The sequence below is a fragment of the Paractinoplanes hotanensis genome (genome assembly GCF_023717965.1).
GTDB lineage: Bacteria > Actinomycetota > Actinomycetes > Mycobacteriales > Micromonosporaceae > Actinoplanes > Actinoplanes polyasparticus.
Genome location: NZ_JAMQOL010000048.1, coordinates 60,361 through 82,798 on the forward strand (window position 1 = coordinate 60,361; position 22,438 = coordinate 82,798).

Genomic DNA, 22,438 nt, shown 5'->3' on the forward strand with positions numbered 1-22,438 from the left:
TACCACTCGATCGAGGTGGCGTGGCGGGGTGACGGCTGACGCCAATCGGACGAATCGGTGGCCAGACCGCGCCCGGTGACTCACAGTGAGTGGGTAGACACACCGGCGCGTGGAGTGATCCGATGCCGCACGACCCTCGACCTCGATTCCGGCTCAACCCGCTGCTCGCTGCCCTCTTCGCGGTCATCGCGGTGGTCGCGCTGTTCCTCACCGGCGTCGCCGCGCAGCAACTCGGCAGCGGGGAGCCGGTCGCCGCAGCCGAGCCGACCAGGACTGCGCCCACGACCCGGCCCGCCCAGCCCGGCCTCGGCGACAAGGTCCGCGACGGCAAGTTCGAGTTCGTCGTCTCGCGCCTCGACTGCTCCCGCGCCACGGTCGGCCCCGAGCATCTCACCCGCACCGCCGAGGGCAGGTACTGCGTGATCAGCCTGTCGGTCCGCAACATCTCGGACGCCGCCCGCTACTTCCTGGGTCAGGCCCAGAAGGCGTACGACGCCACCGGCACCGCCTACGGCGACGACACCATCGCCGGGGTCTACGCCAACCGCGACACCCAGACGTTCCTCGAGAAGCTCGACCCCGGCGAGCGGGTGACCGGCAAGCTCGTCTTCGACGTGCCCCGGACGGTCAAGCTGACGACCCTGGAGCTGCACGACTCCCCGCTCTCCGGCGGCGTGCAGGTCGCTCTCACGCGGGCGTGAGAAGGCCGAGGCTCTCCAACGTCCGGGCGAAGCCGTCGTCCTCGACGGACGCGGTCCGGTGGGTCGCTGCCGCCAGGACCTCGGCCGGGGCATCGGCCATGGCGGCGATCGGCCCCCGATGGGTGTTCGGTCGCATGACCTGGTAGGCCGCGTTCATGCGCCACTGGCGGTTGTCGAAGGCCGCCATCGCGGCCGCGGGCAACTCGCGGGTCAGGAAGCCGATCAGATCGGTCATCGTGTCGCGCGGCAACCGCTCGCACCAGGCGGGAGTCGCAGCGCCGGGCACCCAGCCGACGGCGCCGCTGCAACAGACGGCGAAGGCCAGGTGCGGCGCCAGTTCTTCCAGCGCGGTCACCCCGGCGGGCGTGCGGGCGGTGGCGGCCAGCAAGGGCACGCCTCGCTCGGCGAGGGTGCGCGCGGCCAGCAGCGTCGCGTCGCTGACCGTGCCGTCAGCTCGAACGACCGTGCCGTCGAGATCCGTCACTACCGCATCGAACGCCGCCACCGCTGGACAGTAGCGCGAGGCCCATACGTTCCCCGAACATCGCGGACCGCTTCGAGCGGGCAGAATGGGCCGGTGACGGAGAAAGGGCTGGTGCTGGTCGTCGAGGACGAGCGGCCCATCGCCGACCTGCTGCGGCTCTATCTGAGCCGGGACGGTTTCGGGGTGAACGTCGAGCACGACGGCGCCGCGGGGCTGGCGGCGGCCCGGCGGATGCGGCCGGTGGCCTGCGTGCTCGACATCGGGCTGCCGTCGATGGAGGGCACCGAGATCTGCCGGCGGCTGCGCGAGGACGGGGACTGGACACCGGTCGTGTTCCTGACCGCGCGCGACGACGAGGTCGACCGGATCCTCGGGCTCGAGCTGGGCGGCGACGACTATCTGACCAAGCCGTTCAGCCCGCGCGAGCTGGTGGCCCGCGTGCGGGCGCTGCTGCGGCGCGCGGCCGGTCCCGGTGAGGGCGAGCGCGTACGCACCCTGGGCCCGGTCTCGCTCGACCCGGCGCGCCGCTCGGTGACCGTCGCCGACCGGCCGCTCGTGCTCACGCCCACCGAGTTCGACCTGCTGGGGCACCTGCTGCGCCGCCCCGGCCGGGTCTTCACCCGCGAGGAGCTGCTGGCCGGCGTGTGGGGTTACGCGTCGCACGCCGGCACCCGCACCGTCGACGTGCACGTCGCCCAGCTGCGCGCCAAGCTCGGCGACGCGGCCGGTCTGATCCGCACCGTCCGCGGCGTCGGGTACACCGCCGATGCTTAGGACGCTGACCGGGCGGGCCGTCCTGGTCACGGCGGCCACCGCGGTGATCTCGGTGATCGTGACCGCGCTGGTGGCGCTGCCCATCGCCGTACGCTCGGCCAACAACGCGGGCCGGGCCGACCTGGCCGACAAGTCGGCGATCGCGGTCGAGCTGCTCACCACCGAGCGGTTCGCGGCGCGGCAGCGGATCGTGGCGCGGCTGCGGGACGACGGCATCTCGGTCTATCTGGTCCGCCGCGGCGTCGCCGACCGGCCGGGCCTGCCGCCGCGGGTGCTCGAGCAGATCGCGGCCGGCTCGACGGTGGACACCCGCGGCGTGGTCGGGGGTGAGTCCGTGTTCATCGCGGGGCGGCCGTTGAGCGGCAACGACGCCGGGGTCGTGCTGACCCGGGCCGCGTCCTCGGGAACGATCGCGCGGGTGCTCGGCGGGGTGTGGGTGGCCCTGCTGGCCGGTCTGGCCGGCGGGATCGGCGCGGGCGCGCTGCTGGCCCGGTTCATCGCCCGTCCGTTGCGGCAGGCGGCGCTCGCGGCCGGGCGGATGTCGGCCGGGGACCGGTCGGTGCGACTGGCCGTGCGCCCGCCGGTCGAGGCGGCCGAGCTGGCGACCGCCCTCAATCAGCTGGGTGCGGCCCTGCAACGCAGCGAGGGCCGGGAGCGTGAGTTCCTGCTGTCGGTCTCGCACGAGCTGCGTACGCCGCTGGCCACGATCCGCGGCTATGCCGAGGCTCTGGCCGACGGAGTTGTCGAGGGGCCCGAGGGTGGCGACACGATCCTGCGCGAGGCCCAGCGGCTCGACCGGCTCATCTCCGACCTGCTCGCCCTGTCCCGGCTGGAGGCCGGTGATCTGCCGGTCACCGTCGTCGCCGTGGACCTCAACGAGCTGGTCGACGCGGCGGCGCAGGCCTGGCGGCCCCGCTACGGGCCGCAGTTGAGCGCCGAGCTGCCGGCCGAGCCGGTGCTGGTCGACACCGACCCCGACCGGATCCGGCAGGTCATCGACGGCCTGTGCGAGAACGCGCTGCGGGTCGTTCCGGCCGGGACGCCGCTGGTGCTGGCGGTCCGCGCGGGCGAGCAGGGCGGCGTGGTCGAGGTGCGTGACGGCGGGCCCGGCTTCACCGACGAGGACCTCGGGGTGGCCTTCGAGCGGGGCGCGCTGCGGCAGCGTTACCGCCACGAACGCCCGACCGGCAGCGGGCTCGGCCTGGCTCTGGCCGCGCGCCTGGTGACCCGGCTGGGCGGCACGATCGCGGCCGGGCACGCCCCCGAGGGCGGCGCGATGTTCACGGTGACGCTGCCTTACACAGCCCGAACAAAACCCTGACCCGTTCCGCGTACGCCGGGTCGAGGCTTCCAGTCATGACACGTACCCGCATGACATTGACCCTGACCGCTCTGGGCGTGACCGGCGTGGTGGCCGCGGTCGCCGTCGGGGCGGCCGTCGCCACCCCGGCCGACGCCGCCGACGACACGTACGCCCTGGCCGCGCTCGAGGGTGACCAGCAGGCCGGCGCCAAGCCGGCCCGGGCCTACCTGCGCAAGAACACCCTGCACGGCGAGGTCGTCGTGACCGGCAAACAGGGCACCCGCACCCTCGTCGTGCAGCGCGGCACGGTCACCGCCACCGACGACAAGACCCTGAGCGTGAAGTCCACCGACGGCTTCACCCTGACCTGGACCAAGGGCGACAAGTTGCGGCTGCGCGGCACCCTGAAGACCGGCGCCGAGGTCGGCGTGGCCGGCGCCGAGGACGGCAGCGCGACCGTCGCCCGCCTGGTCGTCGTCAAGCCTTGAGGGCGTCCAGGTCGCGGACAGGAGAGAAGGGGACGATCTACAGGTCCAGCACGATGTCGCCCTCCGGGCGGGTCGAGCAGATCAGCACGTTGCCCTCGGCCGGCGGGTCGACCGGGTCGGTGGTGTAGGTGACCTCGCCCGACAACAGGCCGGATTCGCAGTTGTGGCAGACGCCGACACGGCACGACCAGCGGACCGGGACGTCGCACGCCTCGGCCAGGTCGAGCAGGCTGGCCGATTCCCGCGGCCAGGGCACGGTCAGGTCGCTGCGGGCGAAGGACACCGCGGGGCCGGTGCCCGGCTCGCCCGCCGGCGGGTGCGGTGGGCGGGTGGGCTTCGCCTCGATGCCGGGGGTCAGGCCGGGCGCCGCACCGAAGATCTCGGTGTGGACGCGGCAGCCGGCGAGAGCGGCGGTCACGTCGCTGAGGAAGCCGGCGGGGCCGCACACGTAGGCGTCGCCGTCCTGCGGCAGGTTCAGGGCGTGCAGCGAGCCGGCCGACAAGCGGCCGGCGAAGTCGTAATCGCCGGGCTCCTGCGGGCGCGGGTGGCTGAAGCAGACGTACGAGTGGGCGTTCGGCAACCGGGCCAGCAGGGCCCTCGCCTCGGCCGCGAAGGGCTGCTCCCCGCCGTTGCGCGCGGCCTGCACCCACCACACCTCCCGGGTCGACGCCTGGTCGGCCAGCGCGTGCAGTATGGCCAGCACCGGGGTCGCCCCGACGCCGGCGCTGACCAGCAGGACCGGCCCGTCGCCCGGGGTCAGCACGAACGTGCCGCGGGGTGCGGCCGCGTCGATCAGGTCGCCCGAGCGGACGCCGGTGTGCAGGTAGGCGCTGGCCCGGCCGTGCGGCTCCTGCTTGACGCTGATGCGGTATTCGGGGCCGCCCGGCGCGCCGGAGAGCGAGTAGCTGCGTACCAGGCCGGACTTCAACCGTACGGTGAGGAACTGGCCCGGCAGGGCCGCGGGCAACGCCGTGCCGTCCGGGTCGGCCAGCCGGATCGAGGCGATCGTCGAACTCTCCGGTTCGACAGCGGTCACCCGCAGCGGCCGGAACCCGGCCCAGGCCGGCGGGGGCGAGGCCGCGACCAGACCCGCGTTGCCGCTCGAGGACGCCGGCTCGTCGAGCATCGCCCGGAACGAGCCCTGCCAGCCCGGGCTGAGCGCGGGGATGCGCAACGCCTGCTCGATCCGCTCCCGGGAATGGCCGGGCAGGTAGAGCAGAGCGTCGACCTCGGCCACGGTGAGCGCTTCGGGACCGTCGGCGACCTTGACGATGTCGTCGCCCGCGCGCACCTCGCCCTCGCTCAGCACCCGGAAGTAGAAGCCGGGCCGGTGGTGCTGCACGAGCAGGGCCGGCATCCGCGGATCGTCCATCCGGATGCCGACGCGATAGCAGGTGACCCGGGGCTGGGTCACCTCGAACAGCGCGCCACCGATCCGGTAGCGGTCGCCCACCCGCACCTCGTCGTCGGCCAGCCCGTCGACCGTGAAGTTCTCGCCGAACTGTCCCGGCACAAAATCGTCCCGGCTCAGAAACTGCTGCCAATACCGGTACGAGTCGAGCTGATACACGAACACGGCCCGCATCTCACCGCCGTGCCCGCCCAGATCCCCCTGCCCGTCCCCGTCGAGGTTGAGACGACGCGCCATGACCGCCCCGTCGACCGGCGCCTTCCAGATCCCGGTGTGCACAGTGCGCCCGCGCCACAGCACATCCTTGGGCAATCCGACATTGACCGAGCGAAGCGTCGCCATCCCCTCATGTTCCCACCCGGTCGAGGCACCGGCGCCGCCTTGGTTCAGGGCGCGCCGGCGGTGGCGAACACGCGGCGAAGCGAGTCGAACGTCGCCAGCGAGCGCCGTCCCTCGGCCTGGAGCGACCTCACCGCCGGGTCCGAGGCATCCGCCGCCACCGCGTCTTCCCACATCGCTCGCTCAACCTCGCGCCATTCGGGCTTCTCTTGCACCTCCACCCCGAGGAAGCCGGCCTTCGTCAGGTCTCGCCGCAGATCCACCGCACGAATCCGCGGCGGGACGCGCTCGTCCGACGGGTCGATGGCTTCCCAGCAGGTCATGGCGAGTCGACCGCCGGGCCTCAGCAGCCGGCGGAACTCGAGCAGCGCGGCGAGCGGTGGTTCGGCGAATTGCACGGCGTCCACACACATCAGGCCGTCCGCGGCGGCCGTGGGCAGGCCCGTCGCCAGAAGAGTCCCCGTCTGGAACTGGCCCCGCCCGGCGGGCAGCCGGCGTGCGCCGTTCTGTTTCGCGCGTTCGATGGCCACGGCTGAGAAATCCACCCCGGCCACGCGTGCGCCGGTCCGTCGGGCGACCTCGACGCCGTACCCGCCCCGCCCGCAGGCGATGTCGAACAGCAGGCCACCCGGCGCCAGGCGCAATTCCCGGGTCAGCTCGCCGATGCCCGGCCAGGAAAGGGTGCCCGCGTCCCCCAGTTCCGCCGGCAACCCCATGGCACGGGCGATGATCGCGTCCCGAGCGGGCGAGGCCATGTCCGCGTACCACTGATCGAAATACGCGCTGTCAGACATGGTGGCACCGTACCGGGTCCGTGCCGGCGCCAGCCCTGGCCGGCCTGGGCATCGGCACGACGTTCGCCGTGCAGCCCTTGTGGTGACGCCCCGGCGCGAGGACTCTGTGGACGGTGTGGACGACTGAGAAATGGCGCGCGGTCCTGCTCGACTTCCTCGAGAGGGCGGGCTGGTCGGCCGGTGAGATCTTCTTCGCGACGCTGCTCGCCGGGGGCACGGCCGTCTCGGTGGCCACCCTTCCCTGGGCGTACGCCCTGACGCTGGCCTTCAGCGCGGCGGTCTCCTCGGTCATCCTCACGGCGCTGCAATACCTGGCCAAGAGGACCGACCTGACTTTCTGGCCCGACCTGATCGTGCGCATGGGCAAGACATTCCTGGGTTCACTGGCCGCCTCGGTCGCGGCCGCCACCGTCTTCGACATCACCGCGTTCGACTGGGGCACAGCCCTCAACGTCGCCACCGTGACGACGCTGGCCGCGCTCGGCAAGGGCCTGCTGGCCCGCCAGCAACCGGCGCCGGCGGCCACCCCGCCCGAGCCCACCGCCGACGCCCCGCCCGCACCCGAGCCACGCCTGACCCCGTCCACGTTGCCCACCGACAAGTACGTCGCCGCGGTCACCCACTGACCGGGCCCGTCCCACCGCGTCAGCTCGGGAACGCGTCGAGCGGGAAGTTCTCCCGCTCCACCCCTTCGACCGCCCAGGCGCACAGGCCGACCACGAGCGCCAGCAGGACGCCGGGATCCACGCGATCCTCGACTCCCAGCCCGACATGTCGGTGGTCGGCGAGGCCGAGAACGGCCTCATCACTCCGGGCCGCCGCCCCCGACGGGTCAGGCCGACCACGCCTGGACTATGTCGTCGGGTCCCCAGACCAGATCCACCGCTCCGACAGGAAGGTCGGCTCCCGAGCGGCTGACGACGACGAGGCCGCTGACGCCGGGTTCGAATCCCGGAATCAGCGGAGCGTGCCGTTGCAGATCGTCCAGGTGGCGCCGGTCGAAGGGCCCGTCCTGCCATTTGAACGAACCGGCGAACGCGATACGGGATGCGATCGGGGCACGATCGGCTCCGACCAGGTCGATCTCCGGGTTGGCTTGCCGGTTCCACCAGCCGCCGACTTCCCACGTGTCGCTCCACGGCAGTCGCCCGTCGCCCGCGGCGATGGCGAGCGCATCGCGGATGATCGGTTCCACAGCGTTCCCGCGCCACGACGACCAGCGGGCCTCGAGCGTGGTGCGGGCAGCTGCCGTCCGGTCGCGGAGGACCAGTTGATGGACGTCGCGCAGGATGGCCAGGTACAGCCGCAGGTTGCTGTCGGCGATCCGGTACTGGGCCAGTTTGCTGGGCTTCGTGGACAGCGGCCGGTCGACGGCGAGGATCTGCTTGTCGTCGACGAGACGGTGCAGCAAGGGGGAGAGCGTGCCCGAGCTGACCGGCCCCGCACGGTCACCGGCGGCCGCAGCGATGTTGCTGAATGTGCGGCCACCGGTCCCACCGACCGCTTCCAGAACGCGCTTCGCGGTGTCAGGGGCGGGGAACTCGGATGCCAAGGACTGCTCGGGAACGGTGAACAACGCCGAGGTCTTGTTGGCGATCTCCGCAGTCAGGAAATCGCCCGGGAGGGCTCCTGGCGACCATTCCAGACAGATGCCCGGTAATCCACCGGTGATCAGGTGGGCATCGATGGCGTCCGCACCGCTCAGTCCGGTCACGGCAGCAGTTTCAGCAAGATTGAAGGGACCGAGGATCATGTTGGCGGCCCGGCCGTAGAACGGCCGGTCGTATTCGGTGAAACGCTGCATCATATGCAGGTCGCTGCCGAGCAACAGCAGCAGAACGGGCTTTCGGGAAAGGAGCCGGTCCCAGGTGACCTGCAGATGCCCGCCGAAGGTCGCGTCCTGCTCAGAGATCCAGGGCATCTCGTCGAGCACAACTATGCTCGGGGTGTCGGGAAGCACTCCGGCCAGGACGCGCAGCATGTCTCCCCAGCTGCCTGACGGGGGCTGAGACGGTAAGAGGTCGCGGCCGGCCGGGGTGAGCAGCGGCGAATCGCGCAGGGCGCCGAGGAATTGACCGGCGGACTCAGTGCTCGACGCGCCTTTGACGGCGGTGTAGAAGCAATAGGGCAGACCCGAGCGGTCGCAGAGTTCTTGGACAAGTCGCGACTTTCCGACCTGCCGGCGCCCGCGGATGGCGACGGAACGGCCCTCGCCCGTTCGCTGGATGCGCTCGAGGTTCTTGGTCAGCAGATCGAGTTCCGCACGCCGGCCCACGAACATCGGCGCCCCCGAAGCTAGATCGCATCTTACTTCGGGCCAGTCTGCCAAAACCTGATCGGGGATCAGCCGGGCTCGGACTCGTGGCCGGCCGGGTGGGTGCGCAGCAGGCCGTCGTAGGCGTGTTCGGCGGTGATGTCGCCGGTGATGACGCGGTGGATCGTGCGGGTGATGGGCATGGCCAGGTCGAAGCGGTCGGCCAGCTGGACCGCGGCGTGCACGGTCTTGACGCCCTCGGCGACCTGGCCCATCTCGGCGAGGATGTCGTCCAGGCTGCGCCCGCGGCCGAGTTGCTCGCCGACGTACCGGTTGCGGCTGTGCGGACTGATGCACGTCGCCACCAGGTCGCCCATCCCGGCCAGGCCGGCCAGCGTGCTCGGCTCGCCGCCCATCGCGACCGCCAGCGTGCTCAGCTCGGCGAGCCCGCGGCTGATCACCCCGGCCCGGGTGTTGTCGCCGACGCCGAGGCCCTGGGCGATGCCGGTGGCGATCGCCACGACGTTCTTCAGGGCCCCGCCGATCTCGCAGCCGATCACGTCGTGGTTGGTGTACACGCGAAGCAGGCCGCGGCGGAACACCCGCTGGATCTCCGCGGCGACGGTGAGGTCCTCCGTGGCGATGACGGTGGCCGCCGCCATGCCCGCCATGATTTCCTTGGCCAGATTGGGCCCGGTGAGGGCGGCGGCCGGATGGCCCGGCAGCACGTCCTTGATCACTTCGGTCATCCGCAGCAGCGAGTCGCGCTCGAGTCCCTTGCTGAGGCTCACGACCGGGATCCACGGATGCAGGTTCGGCCGCACCTGCTCCAGAGTGGCGCGGAACGCTCCCGTGGGCACGCCGACCACGAGCAACTCGGCGTGCGCGGCCGCCTCGGCGAGGTCGGCGGTGGCCCGAAGCCGGTCCGGGAGCGGAAACCCTTCCAGGTACCGATCGTTGGTGTGCTTGGCGTTGATCTCGTCCGCCGCGGCCGCGCTGCGCGCCCAGATCAGCGATTCGTGGTCCCGCCGGGTCAGGACGGACGCGACCGTCGTACCCCAAGAACCCGCGCCCAGCACGGTGATCCGCATGGTTTCCCTCTTCCGGCCTGCCCAGCGTGAGGCCACCGGGTGCGAGTCGAGAATACGGTGGCCGGCCCCCTGGTGGGTGCCGGTCAGCCCTTCACGGCGCCCGCGGTGAGGCCCTCGGTCAGGAAGCGCTGGCCGAACGCGTACATGACGACGACCGGGATGCTGACGAGCAGCGACGCCGCGGCGAGCTGACCCTGGGGCACGACATCCCCGGCGATCATGGACTGCATCCCCACGGGCAGCGTCTTGAACTCGTCCTTGGTGATGAAGACGAAGGCGAACAGGAACTCGTTCCAGGCGTTGGTCAGGGTGAACAGCGCGACCGCCAGCAGGCCCGGCTTGGCCAGGGGCAGCACGACCCGACCGAACGCCTGGACGCGGGAGCAGCCGTCGACCAGCGCGGCCTCCTCCAACTCGGCCGGGATCGACGAGAAGTAGCCGGCCAGCAGCCAGGTGGCGAACGGGATGGTGAAGGTCGGGTACGTCACCACGAGCGACCACAACGAGTCGGTGAGCCGCACCTCGATGAGCAGCTGGTACAGCGGGATGAACAGCAGCGCCCCGGGCATCACGTAGGTGAGCAGCACCGTGACGGTGAAACCCTGCGCCCCGCGGAAACGTAGGCGGGCCAAGGCGTACCCGGCCAGCACCGCGCAGATCAGAGCGACCACAGTGGACGCTGCGGACACCAGGATGGTGTTGAGGTACCAGCGCCCGAAGGGCTGGTTGGTGAACAGGGCGGTGAACTGCTCGAGGGTCCACGGGGTCGGCCACAGGTCGTTGACGCGGGTGACGACCTGACCCTCGGTCTTGAAGGCCGTGACGGCGATCCAGTACATCGGGCCCAGCACGAACGCCAGCAATCCGAACGTCGCGACACTGCGGCCCACATTGGACACCGCCGACGACGTACGGCGTCCACCCCGCGCCTGAATCCCGGAGACCACGCGACCGACCCCGGCCGCGATCAGCAGGAGCACGCCGAGCAGCACGGCCGCCTTCCAGAAGATCTGCGGCGAAGCCCAGGCCAGCGCGATGGTGACCAGCGTCGTGAAGACCCACGGCAGCGCCTTGCGCAGGGCTCCGGGTGGTCGGTAGGGCCGGTTGACCAGATCCGGCCGCAGCAGCCGGACCAGATAGAACACCAGCCCGCCGATGATCGGCAGCATGACCAGCGTGACCGCCGCCCCGGCGCCGAACTGGAGCTGCAGGATGGCCTTGGAGTAGGCGACGAGCACGTAGGGCGCCGTCACGTCGCCCGGCCCGCCCTGGGTCAGCAGCCAGATGAGGTCGAAGTTGTTGAACGTCCAGATCGACGACAGGGTCACGGTCACCGTGATCACGTGCCGCAGTCCGGGCAGCGTCACGTGCACGAACCGCTGCCAGGCCGAGGCGCCGTCGATCGTCGCCGCCTCGTACTGGTCGCTCGGGATGGCCTTGAGGCCGGCGAGGAAGCAGATCGTGAAGAACGGCACGCCCTTCCAGACGTTGACCAGGATCACCGACGGCATCGCCAGCGACGTGTCGGACAACCAGCCCGCGGGCCAGCTGTCGATCAGGTGCGCCGACGCCAGCAGCTGTCCGATGCCCGAGGCGCCGAGCAGCGTGTTGACGCTGCCGAAAATCGGGTCGAGCAGCGAGCGCCAGCTGAAGGCCGTCACGACCGTCGGCACCACCCACGGCACGAGCAGCAGCCCGGTCAGCAGGGCCCGGCCACGACGCTGGTTGTGCAGCAGCAGAGCCGCCGCCAGCCCGAGCACGACCTTGAAGATCTCCGCGTACGTGGTGAAGACGAACGAGTTGATGACACCCGTACGGAACTGGTCGTCGCCGATCAGCGCGGAATAGTTGTCCAGGCCGACGAACACGCTCTCGGAGCCGTGCCGTTCCGTGGTGCTGGTGATGATCGACCGGCCGATCGGCAGGAGCACGAGCACCCCGACGAGGACGGCCGTCGGCGCCAGGAACAGCGTCGACAGCCGCCAGTCACGTCCCAGCCGCCGCTGGGCCGGCGTGAGGGAGCCCGGCCCCGGCGGCGGGGACGCCCGCTTCACCGGAGCCGGACCTTGGCGAACCGTCCTCACTGGGGCAGGCCCTGCTGGCTGAAGATCTGCACCATCTTGTCGTGGGCGGCCTTCACGGCCTGCGCGGGCGCTGTTCCCTGCACGACCTGCTGCATCATGTCGGTGAGGACGTAGGCCGCGACGACGGCTTGCTGCCCGGCGCTGGCCTTCTGCGGGAACTCCAGGCCGTTCTTGGTCTTCAGCGGCAGCGGCTGCTGCGACAGCGTGCGCACCATGCCGAATGCCGGGTCACCGCTGGTGAAGTACGGGTCGGCGTCCCACACCTTCTCCCAGGCCGGCATGACCAGGCCGGGCGCCTCCTTCGACACCCCGACCAGGGCCGGCGCGGTGATCAGGTATTGCGCCAGCAGCTTCGCCAGCGGGGCGTTCTTGGCGCCCTTGAAGACGGTGAAGCCCTGCGACTGGCCGAGTAGCAGCGACTTGTCCGTGGCGGGCCCGATGCAGTCGGAGAAGACGTGCGTGTTCTCGTAGACCGGGTTCTTCTTGGTCTTGGAGTCGGCGTAGACGCTGAAACTGTTGCGGGTATAGCCGAGCACGCCGGCCAGCCAGTTCTCGTTGTTGGTGGTGTCGGTCCAGCTGGCCACGCCGGGCGGCAGCATCGACTTGTACTTGGGGTTGGTGTAGATGTCGCCCAGGAACGCCACCGCCTGCACCGTCTCGGGCGAGTCGAAGGTGACCTTCCGGCCGTCGTTGGCGGCGATCGCCCCGCCGTACGAGTTGATCAGCGCCTCGATCATGCCGTTGCCGTCACCGGACCGGTTGACCGTCATGCCCCAGCCGTACCGGCGCTTGCCCGGGTCGGAGATCGCCAGGCACAGGTCGCGCAGTTCCTCCCAGGTGTAGACGTCCTTGGGCGCGATGCCCTTCTCCTGCATCCAGTCCTTGCGCAGGAACGACCCGATCCCGATGAAGTGGTAGGGAATCGCGTACCACTTGCCGTCGAAGACGCAGAAGTTCTTGGCCTCCGCGCAGGGCTCGCCGTACTTGGCCGTCAGCGCCTCGACGACGTCCGTCACGTCCTCGAGGTCGCCCAGCGCATGGAACTGCGCGATGAACCGCGAGTCGGTCATGAAGGCCATGTCACGCGCCACGCCGCCCTTGACCTCGGCGTCGATCTTGGCGACCACGTCCCCCGCGTCGGCCTGGACCAGACTGTTCTCGATCTTCGAGCCGGTCGCCTCGGCGAACTTCTTGATCGAGCTGTCGAGCGCGTCGTTGGCCGCCGTCGAGTACAGCTTCTGCGACAGCAGCCCCATCGAGGTGCCCTTCAACGACGCCGCGGCGTCGAGCAGATCCTTCGGAACCTCCGGCTGCACGGAGGTGGACGATGAGGAGGTGCCGCCGCAAGCGGCCAGGCCGGCCGCGCCGAGCACCCCTACACCCATTCCCAGAAAATCGCGCCGGGTCCGCAAAATGTTGCCCCCCACAGTGTCGCCTCCTTGACTCGCGCCGTTCGAAATACCGAACTCTGTTCGAGATATCGTATGGAGTGGACGCGACGCTAGAGCAGGACCGTGAGGGGTGTCAATGTTTCGAAGCGGTTTCTGGCCCGGAGCGGCAAGCGGGCTATCGGGGCGGCGCCGACCAGCCCATCCGGGCCGACAGCGTGGCCGCCCCCTCGCGGACGAGCTCGGTCCACTCCACATGGGCCTGCGGGGTCCAGCGGATGATCGGGGCCGAGACGCTCATCCCGGCGATGACGACGCCGCGGTGGTCACGGATCCCCGCGGCGACGCAGCGCATCGCCGTGTCGGACTCGCCGGCGTCGACGGCGACACCCTCGGCCCGTACGCGCTCGAGTTGCTCGCGCAGGCGGTCGGGGTCGGTGATGCTCTCCGGCGTCATGCCCGGCAGCACGCCCTTCGACAGCACGGCGTCCAGGGTCGCCCGGTCCAGGTCCGACAGCAGCACCTTGCCGACCGCCGTGCAGTGGGCCGGCAGCCGCCGCCCGACCGCCGAGACCATCCGGACGGGGTGGGTGCTGTCGACCTTGACGAGGTAGATGACGTCGGCGCCGTCGAGCACGGCCACGTGAACCGCCTCGTTGCAGGCGGCAGCCACGTCCCGCGTGACGGACTGCGCCTCGCGGACCAGATCGAGCCGGCCGGCGAACGCTGCGCCGAGCTGAAAAAGCGGCATACCGAGCCGGTACTGCACCGGCTGACCGGGCATAGAGATCAGATAAGACCGGTCGACGAGCGTGACCAGCAGCTCGTGGACGGTGGTGCGGGGCAGGTCGAGCCGCTCCATCACGTCGCGGGCCGACAGCTGGGGGCGCTCGAGAAACAGTTCGAGGATGTCGAGCGCGCGGACGACCGCCGGTACTGCACGAGGCATTCCCAGAGCGTAGCCGCGCCGTCCGGGCGTCCCCGTTCCGGCCTGTTTGCGCACCTCACACACCTAGGATGGTCAGATGTCGATGTCCCTGTACCGCCTGCGGAACGGCAACGAGTCGCGCTGGGCGGTGCGCGCCGACGGCGAATGGCGTGAGCTCGGCATCACCCTCGCCGACCTGCTCGCCCGACCGCTCGACGAGGCCCGATCCGCGCTCGAGGCAGCCGCCCGCGTCATACCCGGCGGGGACGCCCTCCCGCCCATCGACCACCAGGAGGTGTGGGCGGCCGGCGTCACGTACCTGCGCAGCCGCGACGGCCGCAAGGAGGAGTCCGGGCACGGCTCCCTCTACGACGACGTCTACGACAGCGACCGCCCCGAGCTCTTCCTCAAGTCCAGCCCGTGGCGGGTGGTCGGCGACGGCGACGCCGTCGGCATCCGCGCCGACTCCGGCTGGGACGTCCCCGAGGCCGAGATCGGCCTGGTGCTCAACTCGGCCGGCGAGATCTTCGGCTACACCCTCGGCAACGACATGAGCAGCCGCTCGATCGAGGGCGACAACCCGCTCTACCTGCCCCAGGCGAAGATCTACGACCGCTCCTGCGCCCTGGGCCCGGCCATCGTGCCGAGCTGGGCCATCCCTCCCGGCCCGTTCGAGATCGGGCTGCGAATCCTGCGCGAGGGCAAGGAGGCCTACGCCGGCACGACCTCGACGTCGTCGATGGCCCGCAGCTTCGAAGACCTGGCCGGCTGGCTGTTCCGGGCGCTGACCTTCCCGGCCGGCGCGGTGCTGCTGACCGGAACCGGCGTCGTCCCGGACGCCGGCTTCACCACCCAACCGGGCGACACCATCGAGATCACGTCCCCGGCCCTGGGAACCCTGACCAACCCCGTCATCGCCGTCGGAAAGGACGGCTGACGCGGCGTCTGAAACGAGGCAAGGCACCCGTGCTGCACCCGCGGGATGACCGGGTGCGCACCCGCACGGGCCGATGGCTTCGGTGTGACGATCCGCATCGCCGGCCGCCTCGGCGGCCTCACTCTCACCGTCGTCGCGGTCCTGGCCGCGCTGTCGGGGCCGGTTGCCGCTACCGCCGGGCCGGATTCCGTGGCTGCTGCTGTGCCGGGTGCGGCCGATCCGGCGTACGCGCCGCTGAAGGTCATGCCGTTGGGTGACTCGATCACCTGGGGCAGCGGGTCGGCGGACTCCCGGGTCGGCAACCGGACCGGCGCGACCACGGCCAGCGGCTACCGCATCGACCTGCAGAAACGGCTCGAAGCCGCGGGCCTGGACGTGGACTTCGTCGGCTCCCAGCAGGCCGGACCGCAGGGGTCGGATCGCGACAACGAGGGCCACCCGGGCTGGCGCATCGACCAGATCGCCGCGAACGTCGACGGCTGGCTGGCCGCCTACCGGCCGGACGTCGTCCTGCTGCACCTCGGCACCAACGACATGGCCCAGAACCGGAGCGTCAGCGCCTCGGCCGCCCAGCTGTCCGCGCTGATCGACCAGATCCGCGCCGGCCGGCCGGACGCCGACATCTTCGTGCAGCAGCTCGTCCAGGGCCACGTCGAGCCGTACCGGAGCCGGATCGCGGCCTACAACGAGCGGATCCCCGGCATCCTGGCCGGCAAGGACGCCAAGGTGTACCTGGTCGACCAGTCGTCGATCGGGGGGCTGTCGGAGTTCGACAGTCTGCACCCCAACGACGACGGCTACGCCAAGATGGCCTACAACCTCTACCGGGCCATGGCCACGGTTTACCCGGGCGGCGACACCTGGCCCGCCGGCAGCAACCCGTACGCGGTCACCGCCACCACACTGTGCTTCCGGATCAACCAGACCGTGGCCGGCAGGAAGACCTGGCGCGCCGCCTGCAGCCGCTGGACCAGGCGCCCCACCGGGTGGCAGCGGCCCGGCACCGTCACCCAAAGCTACCGGGTGCACGTCCCGGCGCACTACACCACCAGGAAGATCACCGGCGCCGCCAAGGTGTGGGTCGCCGGCCGGTACGCGACCGGGACCGTCAAGCCCAGGGCGCGCACGTGGGTGAAGGCGCACTACGAGACCCGGAGGATCACCAGGATCGTCCGGGTGCTCGTCCAGGCGCGCTACGAGACGCGCACCCGCGTCGTGACCGCCTGGCTGTCCGACGACCCGTACGTCACCAACGCCGGCCGGTAGGACACGCCGATCCGCGGATCACCGATGAGTTCGAGCGGCACAGTGAGTCTGACGACTACCGAGCGAACTCACCGAGAAGGAGACGTCGATCATGGCTATGCCACCCGTTGTCGATCTGGCGACCTGGCGCGAGGAACTGGCCGCGCTGCGGGCACGTGAGAAGGCAGCCACCCGCGAACTCGACGCGATCGCCGCGCGGAGGCGGCGGCTGCCCATGATTCGCCTGCCCGAATACACCCTGGTCGGGGCCGAGGGTCCGGTCCGGCTGGCCGACATCTTCGACGGCCGGTCGCAGTTGATCGTCTACAACCACATGTGGAACCCGGGCGCCGAGTGGCAGTGCGGCGGCTGCACCAGCTTCACCTCGGTCTTCACCCGGCTGGGCTTCCTCGACAACTACGACGCGCGATTTGTGGTCGTCACCCAGGGCCCCATCGAGGACGCGCTCGCCTACGCCGCCCGGGTCGGCAACACGATGACGTGGTACTCCACCGCGGACAGCCCGTTCGGGGCCGACGTCGACGCGCCTCCCGGCGGCGGGTTCGCGCTCAACGTCTTCCTGCGCGACGGCGAGACCGTCTATCGCACCTGGCACACCAGCGGTCGCGGCGTCGAGCAGCTCACCCACACGTTCGCCCTGGTCGACACGTTGCCGTACGGGCGCCAGGAGGAGTGGCAGGACTCTCCCGAGGGGTGGCCGCAGGCACCGGCCTACAGCGGCTGGCTCGACTCCCCCGACGTCGCCCGGCTGTACGGCCCCGCGTCCTGAACCATCCGGGCGAGCTCCGTCGAACGTTTCTGTGCGGCGTCAGCCGAGCCGGTAGAGCAGGGCGCCGTCGATCTCCTCGCGCGTGATGCCGAGGCCGTCGACCGGGCGGTTGGGCACCCCTTCCCACGGGGTTCCGCTCAGCCACTCGGGCAGGACGACGACCGATTTGATGCCGGCCGCCCGCAGCGAGGCGATGCTCGTCGAGTCCGGGAACGTCATGCTGCTCGAGCGGATCCGCTCCTGGCCGGACGGGACGAAGGTGACGATCCCGTTGGGGATGCGCGGGAACCCGTTCGTGGACCACAGCATGATGGACATCTCGAGGCTGCCCTCGCTCGGCAGCACGAGGGTCGGCTCCGACGCGACGCCCATCGCGGCCGGGTATCGCAGCACCTCGGGGTGGGGGCTTCGGTTGACCCCGTCGACGACGACCAGCGCGAGCGGGATCACCAGGGCGAGCCGCAGAACGACGAACTTGCCGCGGGCCAGCACCGACCGCGCGGCGACGGCCTTGGGCCAGGGCGCGGCGGCGCGCACCTCAGTGACGAAGGCGCTGACCGCGCCGGCGGCCAGGATGGCCATCACCAGCGTGGTCCAGATCATTATTCGCCCGGGGGTCCGCAGTGCCGACCAGCCCGGCAGGTGTTTGGAGAGAGTCAGATAACCCGGATCGCCGTGCCAGGGCAGGGTCGCGCCGAGCGTCAGCAGCACCGCCACGGCCAGGCCAATGGCCAGCAGGATCCGGTGGCGGACCCGGAACACCGAGAAGAAGATGCCCGTAGTGGCCAGGATGATCAGGGCTATGCCGGGCAGCAGGGCCATCTCCGGCGGCCACGACAGCTCAGCGCGGGCCGTCGCGTGCCGGGCGCCGTACAGCCAGGACGACTCCGGCGCGATGAAGAGGCCGCGCCAGGCCGGCGAGTACATCTCGGTCCAGGCCAGCGACCGGTCGGCCTGCGGTTGGAGCTCCACGACGCGGGAGTAGGCGAGTCCCAGGTACAGCGTGGCGGCGCCGAAGAACACCCCGCCGACCAGATCGGCGGCCAGCAGCCGCCGCCCGAAGACCGGCCGGCCGCGTCGCCACCAGGCCCAGCCGAAGAGCGCGGCGACCACCAGGCAGACGGCGACCATCACGTACGCGAAGACGAGCCCGATGGCGAGGCCGAGGGTGATCTGCCAGGCGCCGACCAGCCAGCCGGCCAGCGCCCACCCCGGGCTGTGCCTGTCCGGGCGATGGCCCCGGCGCAACGACCAGCCGTGACCGCGAGCGATCATGGCGAGGCTCAGTGCGATGCCGCCGGTCGAGATGACGTTCAGGTGCCCGACATGGGCGAGCCGCCACGGCGAGAACGCCCACGCGATCCCGGCCACCGCCGCGCCGAGCGGATGCGCGCCCAACTGGCGGGTCAGGGCGTACGCACCGACGAAGGCGAGCGCGTGCAGCAGGACGTACAAGAGGTTGTAGCGCAGCACGGCCGCATCCATGCCGGACCCGATCATCCCGAACGGCGCGTAGCCGAGGACGGTGTCGGTGAAGGCCAGCGAGTTCGGATCGGGGTAGAACGTGTTCGAGTCCCACAATTGCGAGGGATGGTGCAGGAGCGCGTTGCCCATCCAGGCGATCTGCCAGGCGAACATGGCCGGATCGCCGATGTCCCCCGGCACGGTGTGTTGCGGATCGCGCATCGTCGGCCAGGTCAGCGCCACGGCGAGCGCCAGCCCGCCGAGGACCACCAGGATCCACTCCCGGCGCGACCAGAGCCGTTTCGCCGCGTTCAGCACCGGCCCGGACCTCTGAGCGCTTCCACCCGCCGCCGGCTCGTCACGGTCGGCCGCGGTGGCGACGTCCGGTGACGCGCCTACGATTCCGCTCACCCCAGCCCTCCCGACACCGAGACATTGTCGCACATCAATGTCACCCTTCGCCGCACGACGAGTTCGGCGATCCGGGGGTCACCGCCTGTGCGCCATCGGCGGCACGAGAGTACGCCACGGTGTCCGCGCGGCGGGGCCGGCGGACTCGTCATGACCAGGCTCCCGGCCGTGCGCCTTACTCGCTGAACCGGGTCACGGACAGCGCCTTGTCCAGCCGGCGGGCGGCCAGGTCGTCATGGCGGATCACGAAACTGCCGGAGTAGCACTCGTCGGCCAGGGAGAAGTCGGCCAGCGCAATCCACTCGCTCGTCAGCTGGTGTTTCTCCTTCTCGACGTGGGAACTCCACTTCGCCACCGGGATGACGATCTCGCCGGCCTTCTCGCGACCCGCGAGGGTCTGTTCCGCGATACTCGTGATCACGTCATCGTCGACATACCCGCCGATGAAGGCGCTGGCGAGTCCTTCGCCCGGCGGCCAGAGGGTGTCCGCCAGAGCAGAGAGCTCGTCCAGGCGTGGCAGGTCGCGCTCGAGGTCACTGAGCAACTGCTGCTGGAAGGGCGACAGGTCGTCCTCGTCCTCGTCCGTCTCGAACCACGCGGGCAGCTGCGCGACGAGCGTGGCGCCCACGTCGTACTGCTCGCCGGCCGCGTAGTTGGCGGGTGCGTCCGCCACCTCGGTGTCGGCGCCGGTCGGCACGTACACGACTCGCGCGTAATCCTGTTCCCCGGCGGCAGCGGCCACGTGATCCCGCTCGTGATCCAGGAAGAACAGCAGCGAGCCGTCTGCCGGGAGTCCGAAGCCGTCCGCTCTCGGCAACGACGCGCAGGCGACCGAGAAGACGAACGGCAGCGGACCGGCCCCGGCTGACGGCCAGTCCATGCCGACCGGCAGCCGGGGCAGCCCACCGAACTGCCCGGCCGGAGTGCCGCCCGAACCCCCGCTCAACCGGATCGACAAACGGAGGTGCTCGGTGAATGCGGTGACCTCGTCGTCCGGGATGCCCAGCTCGAGCGCCGCCCGGCGAAACTGCCCCTGATGATCCATGGGCGACGATGATGCCACGAACGAGCCGGGGTGGGGTCAGCCGAGCCCGCGGCGGGGCTCCAGCATGTCGTCGAAGGGCAGGTCGGCGGCGGGGCGCTGGGTGAGGGTGGCGGCCGGGACGCCGGCCCAGCGGCGCAGCGTGGCGGTGGCCTCGGCCGCGTCGTCGGGGTTCAGGCGGGAGATGTTGGCGCCGTGGTTGGCGCCGGGGGCCACGTACAGGGCCGAGTCGCGGCGGCTCGGGGTGAAGCGTTCGGCGCCCCACGGGTCGTTCTCGCCGTAGACGAACATCATGCGCTGCGAGAGTGTGCGGACCCAGAGGTCGACGTCGAGCATCGGCAGGGGGTTGTGCGAGCGGCGCAGTTCCGGCGGCAGCGACGAGTTGGCCGTGTAGAGCGCCGGGTAGCGGCGCAGGTTACGCAGGTGGTCGAAGCGCAGGGACGGCCAGCCGAGCTGGGTGGCGGCCTGGTAGTAGTACGGCCAGTAGAACTCGAGGCCCTGGTCGGTGTAGAACGACCAGCCGGCGACGCCGTTGATCCAGTTGAAGAGCTCGTCGTCGGTGGCGGTCGCGGCGGGCACGCCCGCGCAGTCGGCGGCCACGCTGTACTGCCAGAAGGCCCACACCGTGTCGAGCACCGTCATCTCGAACGAGCGGTCGGCCGTCCCGATCGTGCGGTTGAAGGTCCAGCCGTTGGCGGCGGCCGCCGCGGCCACGCGGGGCACGAGGCGGTCGCGTCGCTTCAGCGCTTCCTTCTGTACGCCGTCGAGCGCGCTGCGGCAGGCCGCGTCCCCCACCGTACGGAAGAAGCGGTCGTACGCGCCGTCGAGGTCGTTGAGCGAATCGTTGGGCGCCACGTAGGCCACCACGCCGTCGATGTCGTTCGGGTAGAACCGCCGGTGGTAGACCGACGTCATGCCGCCCTTGCTGGCCCCCGTCTGGATCCACTTCGCCGAGTAGACCGACTTGAGCGCCTGCACGATCCGGTGCTCGTCGCTGGCCTCCTGCCAGATGGTCAGATCCGACCAGTCGGCCGGGCTGGGCCGCGACGGCGTGAAGAAGCGGTGCTCGACCGACACCTGGTTGGCGTCGAGCAGGCGGGTCGGCTCGGTGCGCCCGGGCTGGGGGTTGGCCGCCAGCCCGTACCCGCCGGTGGACAGCACGACCGGCGCGTCGGCCGACCGGTGCAGCAGCGTGAGCCGCTGCTCGTACGTCCCCTGGCCGGGATGCCGGTGGTCGGCCGGCTGGCGGTAGGTGAGCACGAAGAACCGGTAGCCGGTGGGCTGGCTCTCCGAGACGACGGTCAACCCGGGGATCGCCTTCAGGCGGTCGAGCAGGTCGTCCGCCGCCTGGGCCGGAGACGCCACCACCAGGCCGGGCAACAGCAGGGCAACTACGGAACCAAGGACCGCCAGCAGACGACGCATTGACGCATGCTAATCGATTTCGGCCGGCCCCGCGGACACCAGATCCAGGGCGATGTCGACGATCAGATCCTCCTGGCCACCGACCAGGCCTCGCCGGCCCACCTCGACCAGCAGATCGCGCACATCGACGCCGTACCGCCCGGCCGCCACCTCGGCGTGGCGCAGGAACGAGCTGTAGACGCCCGCGTAGCCGAGGGTCAGCGTCTCGCGGTCGACCCGCACCGGCCTGTCCTGCAGCGGGCGCACCAGGTCCTCGGCCGCGTCCTGCAGCGCGAACAGGTCGCAGTGGTGTTCCCAGCCCTGCAGGTCGGCGACCGCGATGAACGGCTCGATCGGGCAGTTGCCGGCCCCGGCCCCAAGCCCGGTCAGTGAGGCGTCGACCCGGTAGACACCCTCCTCGACGGCGACCATCGAGTTGGCCACCGACAGCGACAGGTTCTCGTGGGCGTGGATGCCGATCTCGGTTTCCGGCTCGAGCACGTCGCGGTAGGCGCGGACCCGCTCGCGGACGCCGTCCATCATCAGCCGGCCGCCCGAGTCGGTGACGTAGACGCAGTGGGCGCCGTACGACTCCATCAGCTTGGCCTGGGCCGCGAGAACCGGAGCGGGCGCCATGTGGCTCATCATCAGGAACCCGCTGACGTCCATGCCCAGCCCACGCGCGGTGGCGATGTGCTGCGCGGCCACGTCGGCCTCGGTGCAGTGGGTGGCGATGCGGACCGAGCGCACCCCCAGCTCGTACGCCTTCCTGAGCTCGGCGATCGTGCCGATGCCGGGCAGCAGCAGCGTCGTGAGGCGGGCGCGGCTGATGTTGGCCGCCGCGACCTCGAGCCACTCCCAGTCGGTGTTCGAGCCCGGCCCGTAGGTCAGGCTGCCGCCGGCCAGCCCGTCACCGTGCGACACCTCGATGCCGTCGACGCCGGCCGCGTCCAGGGCCGAGACGATCCTCGCCACCGAGTCGAGTGCCATCCGGTGCCGTACGGCGTGCATGCCGTCCCGCAGCGTCACGTCCTGCACGAAGATCTTCGTCATGACTGAGCCTCCTGGGCGTGTTCTCCTGGCCCTACGACCACTTCGTTCACTCC

At 70.8% G+C, this 22,438-nt stretch carries 20 protein-coding genes; 8 read left to right on the forward strand and 12 right to left on the reverse strand.

Annotated features, from left to right (window positions below; all coding sequences use genetic code 11):
- The first annotated feature begins 122 nt into the window (after positions 1–122).
- Positions 123–701, forward strand: coding sequence for a DUF4352 domain-containing protein (locus LXN57_RS32980; RefSeq protein WP_251802115.1), 579 nt, complete (start codon positions 123–125; stop codon positions 699–701).
- Here LXN57_RS32980 and LXN57_RS32985 read toward each other — a convergent pair.
- A complete protein-coding gene (locus LXN57_RS32985; protein ID WP_251802116.1) occupies positions 688–1,206 on the reverse strand; it encodes an HAD family hydrolase in 519 nt (172 codons plus the stop codon). The genes LXN57_RS32980 and LXN57_RS32985 overlap by 14 nt on opposite strands.
- Before the next feature lie 72 nt (positions 1,207–1,278).
- Between LXN57_RS32985 and LXN57_RS32990 the strand changes: the two genes are divergently transcribed.
- Genes LXN57_RS32990 through LXN57_RS33000 form a run of 3 tightly spaced genes read left to right on the forward strand, consistent with a single transcriptional unit; the run spans position 1,279 to position 3,750 of the window.
- Complete coding sequence (locus LXN57_RS32990; protein WP_251802118.1) at positions 1,279–1,959, forward strand: response regulator transcription factor; 681 nt, start codon at positions 1,279–1,281, stop codon at positions 1,957–1,959.
- A complete protein-coding gene (locus tag LXN57_RS32995; protein ID WP_251802120.1) occupies positions 1,952–3,280 on the forward strand; it encodes a HAMP domain-containing sensor histidine kinase in 1,329 nt (442 codons plus the stop codon). The genes LXN57_RS32990 and LXN57_RS32995 overlap by 8 nt, the downstream gene beginning before the upstream one ends.
- A gap of 35 nt (positions 3,281–3,315) precedes the next feature.
- Positions 3,316–3,750, forward strand: coding sequence for a hypothetical protein (locus LXN57_RS33000; protein ID WP_251802121.1), 435 nt, complete (start codon positions 3,316–3,318; stop codon positions 3,748–3,750).
- 37 nt (positions 3,751–3,787) lie between these two features.
- Here the strand turns inward: LXN57_RS33000 and LXN57_RS33005 are convergent, their stop codons facing one another.
- Both LXN57_RS33005 and LXN57_RS33010 read right to left on the reverse strand, forming a co-directional pair.
- Positions 3,788–5,503, reverse strand: a complete 1,716-nt coding sequence (locus tag LXN57_RS33005) for an MOSC and FAD-binding oxidoreductase domain-containing protein (protein WP_251802122.1) — start codon at positions 5,501–5,503, stop codon at positions 3,788–3,790.
- A 44-nt stretch (positions 5,504–5,547) separates the two neighbouring features.
- Positions 5,548–6,294, reverse strand: a complete 747-nt coding sequence (locus LXN57_RS33010) for a class I SAM-dependent methyltransferase (RefSeq protein WP_251802123.1) — start codon at positions 6,292–6,294, stop codon at positions 5,548–5,550.
- A 113-nt stretch (positions 6,295–6,407) separates the two neighbouring features.
- Between LXN57_RS33010 and LXN57_RS33015 the strand changes: the two genes are divergently transcribed.
- Positions 6,408–6,920, forward strand: coding sequence for a hypothetical protein (locus tag LXN57_RS33015; protein ID WP_251802126.1), 513 nt, complete (start codon positions 6,408–6,410; stop codon positions 6,918–6,920).
- Between the two features lie 206 nt (positions 6,921–7,126).
- Here the strand turns inward: LXN57_RS33015 and LXN57_RS33020 are convergent, their stop codons facing one another.
- The 5 genes from LXN57_RS33020 to LXN57_RS33040 form a co-directional block, all read right to left on the reverse strand.
- Entirely contained in the window at positions 7,127–8,623 is a 1,497-nt protein-coding gene (locus LXN57_RS33020) for an ATP-binding protein (protein ID WP_251802127.1), read from the reverse strand.
- 14 nt (positions 8,624–8,637) lie between these two features.
- Positions 8,638–9,639: an NAD(P)H-dependent glycerol-3-phosphate dehydrogenase gene (locus tag LXN57_RS33025; RefSeq protein WP_251802128.1), complete on the reverse strand. Its 1,002-nt coding sequence runs from the start codon at positions 9,637–9,639 to the stop codon at positions 8,638–8,640.
- A gap of 83 nt (positions 9,640–9,722) precedes the next feature.
- A complete protein-coding gene (locus LXN57_RS33030; RefSeq protein WP_251802130.1) occupies positions 9,723–11,693 on the reverse strand; it encodes an ABC transporter permease in 1,971 nt (656 codons plus the stop codon).
- A 26-nt stretch (positions 11,694–11,719) separates the two neighbouring features.
- Positions 11,720–13,150, reverse strand: coding sequence for an extracellular solute-binding protein (locus LXN57_RS33035; RefSeq protein WP_251802131.1), 1,431 nt, complete (start codon positions 13,148–13,150; stop codon positions 11,720–11,722).
- 139 nt (positions 13,151–13,289) lie between these two features.
- Positions 13,290–14,060 (reverse strand): IclR family transcriptional regulator, encoded by a 771-nt coding sequence (locus LXN57_RS33040; protein WP_251802132.1) that lies wholly within the window; start codon positions 14,058–14,060, stop codon positions 13,290–13,292.
- Positions 14,061–14,136: 76 nt separating this feature from the next.
- Here LXN57_RS33040 and LXN57_RS33045 point away from each other — a divergent pair, with 76 nt between their 5' ends.
- The 3 genes from LXN57_RS33045 to LXN57_RS33055 all read left to right on the forward strand — a co-directional run bounded on the left by LXN57_RS33045 (position 14,137) and on the right by LXN57_RS33055 (position 17,011).
- A complete protein-coding gene (locus LXN57_RS33045) occupies positions 14,137–14,976 on the forward strand; it encodes a fumarylacetoacetate hydrolase family protein (RefSeq protein ID WP_251802133.1) in 840 nt (279 codons plus the stop codon).
- A gap of 84 nt (positions 14,977–15,060) precedes the next feature.
- The gene (locus LXN57_RS33050) at positions 15,061–16,242 is read left to right on the forward strand and encodes an SGNH/GDSL hydrolase family protein (RefSeq protein WP_251802135.1); all 1,182 of its coding nucleotides are present in this window, start codon (positions 15,061–15,063) and stop codon (positions 16,240–16,242) included.
- A gap of 91 nt (positions 16,243–16,333) precedes the next feature.
- On the forward strand, positions 16,334–17,011 hold the full coding sequence (locus LXN57_RS33055) for a DUF899 domain-containing protein (protein ID WP_251802137.1): 678 nt from the start codon (positions 16,334–16,336) through the stop codon (positions 17,009–17,011).
- 39 nt (positions 17,012–17,050) lie between these two features.
- Here LXN57_RS33055 and LXN57_RS33060 read toward each other — a convergent pair whose 3' ends face one another.
- The 4 genes from LXN57_RS33060 to dmpG form a co-directional block, all read right to left on the reverse strand.
- Positions 17,051–18,793 carry a putative glycosyltransferase family protein gene (locus tag LXN57_RS33060; protein WP_251802228.1) on the reverse strand — a complete coding sequence of 581 codons (1,743 nt, stop codon included), beginning with the start codon at positions 18,791–18,793 and terminating at the stop codon, positions 17,051–17,053.
- A gap of 268 nt (positions 18,794–19,061) precedes the next feature.
- The gene (locus tag LXN57_RS33065) at positions 19,062–19,931 is read right to left on the reverse strand and encodes a DUF1963 domain-containing protein (protein WP_251802139.1); all 870 of its coding nucleotides are present in this window, start codon (positions 19,929–19,931) and stop codon (positions 19,062–19,064) included.
- A gap of 36 nt (positions 19,932–19,967) precedes the next feature.
- Positions 19,968–21,353, reverse strand: coding sequence for a S28 family serine protease (locus tag LXN57_RS33070; RefSeq protein WP_251802140.1), 1,386 nt, complete (start codon positions 21,351–21,353; stop codon positions 19,968–19,970).
- A gap of 9 nt (positions 21,354–21,362) precedes the next feature.
- On the reverse strand, positions 21,363–22,385 hold the full coding sequence (dmpG, locus tag LXN57_RS33075; RefSeq protein WP_251802142.1) for a 4-hydroxy-2-oxovalerate aldolase: 1,023 nt from the start codon (positions 22,383–22,385) through the stop codon (positions 21,363–21,365).
- Between the last annotated feature and the right edge of the window lie 53 nt (positions 22,386–22,438).

Coding starts and splice junctions, on each gene's coding strand:
- LXN57_RS32995 (WP_251802120.1), top strand. CDS start 1,952: ATGCTTAGGACGCTGACCGGGCGGGCCGTCCTGGTCACGGCGGCCACC.
- LXN57_RS32980 (WP_251802115.1), top strand. CDS start 123: ATGCCGCACGACCCTCGACCTCGATTCCGGCTCAACCCGCTGCTCGCT.
- LXN57_RS33065 (WP_251802139.1), bottom strand. CDS start 19,931: ATGGATCATCAGGGGCAGTTTCGCCGGGCGGCGCTCGAGCTGGGCATC.
- LXN57_RS33010 (WP_251802123.1), bottom strand. CDS start 6,294: ATGTCTGACAGCGCGTATTTCGATCAGTGGTACGCGGACATGGCCTCG.
- LXN57_RS33070 (WP_251802140.1), bottom strand. CDS start 21,353: ATGCGTCGTCTGCTGGCGGTCCTTGGTTCCGTAGTTGCCCTGCTGTTG.
- LXN57_RS33000 (WP_251802121.1), top strand. CDS start 3,316: ATGACACGTACCCGCATGACATTGACCCTGACCGCTCTGGGCGTGACC.
- LXN57_RS33005 (WP_251802122.1), bottom strand. CDS start 5,503: ATGGCGACGCTTCGCTCGGTCAATGTCGGATTGCCCAAGGATGTGCTG.
- dmpG (WP_251802142.1), bottom strand. CDS start 22,385: ATGACGAAGATCTTCGTGCAGGACGTGACGCTGCGGGACGGCATGCAC.
- LXN57_RS33045 (WP_251802133.1), top strand. CDS start 14,137: ATGTCGATGTCCCTGTACCGCCTGCGGAACGGCAACGAGTCGCGCTGG.
- LXN57_RS33025 (WP_251802128.1), bottom strand. CDS start 9,639: ATGCGGATCACCGTGCTGGGCGCGGGTTCTTGGGGTACGACGGTCGCG.
- LXN57_RS33040 (WP_251802132.1), bottom strand. CDS start 14,060: ATGCCTCGTGCAGTACCGGCGGTCGTCCGCGCGCTCGACATCCTCGAA.
- LXN57_RS33055 (WP_251802137.1), top strand. CDS start 16,334: ATGGCTATGCCACCCGTTGTCGATCTGGCGACCTGGCGCGAGGAACTG.